Annotated in this window: 4 protein-coding genes; 2 read left to right on the forward strand and 2 right to left on the reverse strand. The window is 69.6% G+C overall.

The window, feature by feature from the left end:
* The first annotated feature begins 88 nt into the window (after positions 1-88).
* Positions 89-1,012, forward strand: a complete 924-nt coding sequence (locus tag AC2VOR_RS15090; RefSeq protein WP_486964043.1) for a class I SAM-dependent methyltransferase — start codon at positions 89-91, stop codon at positions 1,010-1,012.
* 90 nt (positions 1,013-1,102) lie between these two features.
* A complete protein-coding gene (arr, locus tag AC2VOR_RS15095) occupies positions 1,103-1,531 on the forward strand; it encodes an NAD(+)--rifampin ADP-ribosyltransferase (RefSeq protein ID WP_486964044.1) in 429 nt (142 codons plus the stop codon).
* Between the two features lie 71 nt (positions 1,532-1,602).
* On the opposite strand, the gene zwf is transcribed toward arr, so the two are convergent.
* Together zwf and AC2VOR_RS15105 are read right to left on the reverse strand one after the other, a co-directional pair.
* Positions 1,603-3,099 carry a glucose-6-phosphate dehydrogenase gene (gene zwf / locus AC2VOR_RS15100; protein ID WP_486964045.1) on the reverse strand — a complete coding sequence of 499 codons (1,497 nt, stop codon included), beginning with the start codon at positions 3,097-3,099 and terminating at the stop codon, positions 1,603-1,605.
* 45 nt (positions 3,100-3,144) lie between these two features.
* On the reverse strand, positions 3,145-4,341 hold a 1,197-nt coding region (locus AC2VOR_RS15105), incomplete at its 5' end, for a DUF3418 domain-containing protein (RefSeq protein ID WP_486964046.1).

Consider the following 4,341-nt stretch of genomic DNA (forward strand, 5'->3'; position numbering starts at 1 on the left):
GGTGCATGCTGAGCGCAGCATAGGAGAAAGTACGCTTCGACCTCGATGAGGTAACTGGTGGCGGCGTCACGCCGGGAGGGAGAAACCGATGTCATCCGTTGGCTCGGCGCGCAGCGAGGGCGACAGCTGGGACCTGGCCTCCAGCGTCGGGGCGACCGCCACGATGGTGGCGGCCTCACGAGCGCTCGCATCCCGGGAGCCCGATCCCCTGCTCGACGACCGGTTCGCCGAGCCACTGGTGCGCGCGGTCGGGCACCCCTTCTTCATCCGGATGCTGGACGGGCAACTCCCCCTCGACAACGACGATGCGCCCATGACACTGCAGCAGCGGCGCGAACAGATGACGGTCCGGACCAGGTTCTTCGACGACTTCTTCCACGATGCGGCCGCCGCGGGGATACGCCAGGCCGTCATTCTGGCGGCCGGGTTGGACGCGCGGGCCTACCGGTTGGCCTGGCCGGCGGGCACGGTGGTCTTCGAGGTCGACCAGCCCGAGGTCATCGCCTTCAAGACCGACACGCTCGCCGCGCTGGGCGCGCAACCGACCGCCGAGCGGCGCACCGTCAGCGTCGACCTGCGCGATGACTGGCCGACCGCGCTGCGCGACAACGGTTTCGACGCCACGGCGCCCACGGCCTGGATCGCCGAGGGCCTGCTGCCCTACCTGCCCCCGGAGGCTCAGGACCGGCTCCTGGACAACATCACCGCGCTCAGCGCGCTCGGGAGCCGGCTGGCCACGGAGAACATCACCGACATGAGCGTGTTCACCGACGAGCGCGCGCGGGCGATGCGCAGCACCTGGCGCAAGCACGGACTCGACATCGACGTCGCCGAACTGGTGTGGCTCGGGGAACGCCGTCCGGCGGCCGAGCACCTGGGGTCGACCGGCTGGCACGTCACCGTCCACCCGACCGACCAGGTGTACGAGAAGTACGACTTCGTCGTCCCCGACAACGAGGTCCTGCAGGAGTTCCGCGGCGCCATCAGCTATCTCAGCGCCGAATTGAACTGAGGCCCGCGGGTGGGCACCGGGGCTTGCGGCAAGCCCCGGGCGTCGTCGCACAATTGTGCGTCCAGGCAACTGCGGCAGACGGGGGTGGTCGTGGCGGGCGCGCCGGTTCCTTTCGAAGTGCACGAGTCCGGCGCACTCCTGCACGGCACCAAGGCAGACCTCTCAGTGGGCGATTGCCTGGTGCCCGGGCGTCGGTCGAACTACGGCGCAGGACGCGTCGCCAACCACGTCTATGTCACGCGGACACTCGACGCCGCAGTGTGGGGAGCCGAATTGGCGCGAGGTGACGGTCGCGGCCGCATCTACATCGTGGAACCGCAAGGCGCACTGGAAGACGACCCGAACGTGACGGACAAGAAACTGCCCGGGAATCCGACTCGCTCCTACCGCACCCGAGGGGCGGTGCGAATCATCGGCGAGATCACGGACTGGGTCGGGCATTCCTCCCAACAGATCCAGGCCATGCGCGACGGCCTGGCCGACCTCGAGCGGCGGGGGCTTGCCGTCGTCGACGACTGAGGCGAATCGGGAGCGTCGCCGTGGGCGCCGCCCGGGAAACCGCGGCTACCGGTGCGAAAAAAGTGACCCGGCTAAGACCGCGTTTCGCGCCATTCCCGCTCGAACGGCAACCGCCAAGCATTGGGCGCGATCAACTGGTGAATGGCGTTGGGTCCCCAGGTACCCGGCTGGTACATTTTGGCCGCCGGCGGATCGTCGAGCAGCGCTTCTGAACGCTCCCACAGGGATTCGATTCCCTCGGCGGTGGTGAAGAGCGTGTGGTCGCCGCGCATCGCGTCGAGGATGAGCCGCTCATAGGCTTCCAGCACGTCGACCACGGTCTCGATCTCCTGCGAGGAGAACTGCATCGACATCTTGTCCAGCTTCATGCCGGGCCCGGGCCGTTTGCCGTAGAACGACAACGACACCTTGGAGTTGTCGGCGAGATCGAAGGTGAGGTGGTCGGGTCCCTGGGTGCCCACCCCCGAGCCCGGCGGGAACATGGTGCGCGGCGCCTCCCTGAACGCGATCGAGATGATCCGGATGCCCTCGGCCATCTTCTTGCCGGTACGCAGATAGATCGGCACGCCGGCCCAGCGCCAGTTGTCGATGCCGACCTTGAGTGCGATGAACGTCTCGGTGTCGGAATCCTTGGCCACCCCGGGCTCTTGGCGGTAGCCGCTGTACTGGCCGCGCACCACGTCCGACGTCTCGATGGGCAGCATCGAGCGGAACACCTTGTTCTTCTCCTCGCTGATGGCGTACGGCTCGAGCGCCGTCGGCGGCTCCATCACCACGAACGCCATCACCTGGAACAGGTGGGTCACCACCATGTCCTTGTAGGCGCCGGTGCTCTCGTAGAAGTTCGCTCTTTCGTCCAGGCCCAGCGCCTCGGGGATGTCGATCTGGATGTGGTCGATGAAGTTGCGGTTCCAGATCGGCTCGAACAAGCCGTTGGCGAAGCGGAACGCCAGGATGTTCTGGGCCGCCTCCTTGCCCAGGAAGTGGTCGATGCGGAAGATCTGGGACTCCTCGAACGTCTCGTGCAGGAAGTCGTTGAGGGCCACCGCGGTGGGCAGGTCGGTGCCGAACGGCTTCTCCATCACCACGCGGGACCGTTCGACCAGACCGGCGTCACGCAACATGTTGATGACCGCGCGCGCCGCGTTGGGCGGGACCGACAGGTAATGCAGCCGCCGCACCTTGGGCCCCAGGTTGTTCTCGGCCTCGGCGACCGCGGCCGCCAGCGCTTCGGGTCCGGCGCTCTGCGGGACGTAGGTGACGATCTTGGCGAAGTTGGACCACTGCTCGGGCGTCAGCTTGTGGATGCCGAACGCGTCGATCGCGGTCTTGGCGATCTCGCGGAACTCATCGTCGCTGAGGTCCTCGAGCGACGTGGCGACGACCTGGATGTCGGGGGCGAGCTCGGACTGGTCGAGGTAGGCCAGGCCGGGGATCAGCTTGCGCTTGGCCAAATCGCCCGTCGCCCCGAACAGGACGATGACGTGGGGTTCGAGGGGTTGGTGATCGTGGCGGCGTGGGCGTGCCTCGGGCGACGGGTAGGAAATCGTCTGCGGTTTCTTGGTCACTCACGCGATATTTCCACCGCCGCGCCATGTTCGCAGCCGGGCAGGTCAACGGCGGTCGCGCACGGCGTCGATCGCCCGGTAGATCCGCTGCTCGCTGGCCGGTCGGGGCGTGCCGAGCTGCTGGGCCCACAGGCTCACCCGCAGCTCCTCGATCTGGCGGGCGATATCGCGGACGTCGGCGGCCACCCGCCGGGCCGGCGGCAGCGCGCCCAGCAGTTCGTCGTAGGCGTCCTGCACGGCGTGTACCCGGGCCATCCGCTCCCGATCCGCCTCGGGCGCGTAGGGCAGCCGCTCGAGGCGGCGGCCGATGGCCGTGAGGTAGCGGGTCAGGTCGGCGAGGTGCGCGTACCCGGTCGCGGTGACGAACCCGGGGGGCAGCAGCCGGGCGAGCTGGGCGCGGACGTCGGCGACGGCGTCGGCCTGCGGCGGTGTGGGCCGGGCGGGCAGCGCCAGTCGCACCTCCTGGGCGGCGGCCAGCACCGTCTCGACGCGGCCCACGACGTCGGCGGTCGTCGCGGGCAGCGCACGCGCCACCCGCTCGCGCAGCGCGGCGAACTCCGCGCGGGTCCACACCGGCGCGGGCACCAGCACATCCACCGCGGCGTCGGCGCAGTCGTCGAGCAGCGCGGACAGCGAGCCGTCCGGATTCGTCCCCAGAGCCAAGCGGGTGCGCGGACCCAGCTGGCGCTCAACCGTTTTGGCCGGCGACGGCGTGCTCAGCCGCAACAGCCTCCGGATGCCGGGTCCCATTGCCCGGTCCTGCTCGGCCGGGGTCGCGAACACCCGGACGCCGACCGCGGAGCCGGCGTCGACGAAGGCCGGGAAGCCCTGCACCGCGCGCCCGCCCACCGTGCGCTCCACGACGCGCGGCAGTCGCTCCAGGTCGTCGGGCCAGGCGCGCAGGCCGGTCCGCTCGAGGTCGCCGGCGACCGCATCGGCGACGGCGTGGCGGGCCGGCCCCTGCAGCCGCTCCTGCAGTGCCCGCAGGTCCTTGCCGCGGGCGACCTCGGTGCCGTCGGGCGACTCCACGGCGAACGTCACCCGCAGATGCGGCGGCAACTTGGCGAGGTCGAAAGCGTCGATGGGCACCAGAACGCCGCTGCGACGGCGCAATTCGCGCTGCAGCGCCGGCAGCAGCGGCTCTCCGGCCGGATCGATGCCGGCCAGCACCGCGCGTGCGGCGTCGGGAGCGGGAACGAAGTTGCGGCGCAGATCCTTTGGCAGCCCGCGGATGAGCGCGGT

Source organism: Mycobacterium sp. TH-M103 (genome assembly GCF_057473785.1).

Excerpts from the sequence above, each read along its gene's own strand:
- AC2VOR_RS15090 (WP_486964043.1), top strand. The coding sequence starts at position 89 with ATGTCATCCGTTGGCTCGGCGCGCAGCGAGGGCGACAGCTGGGACCTG.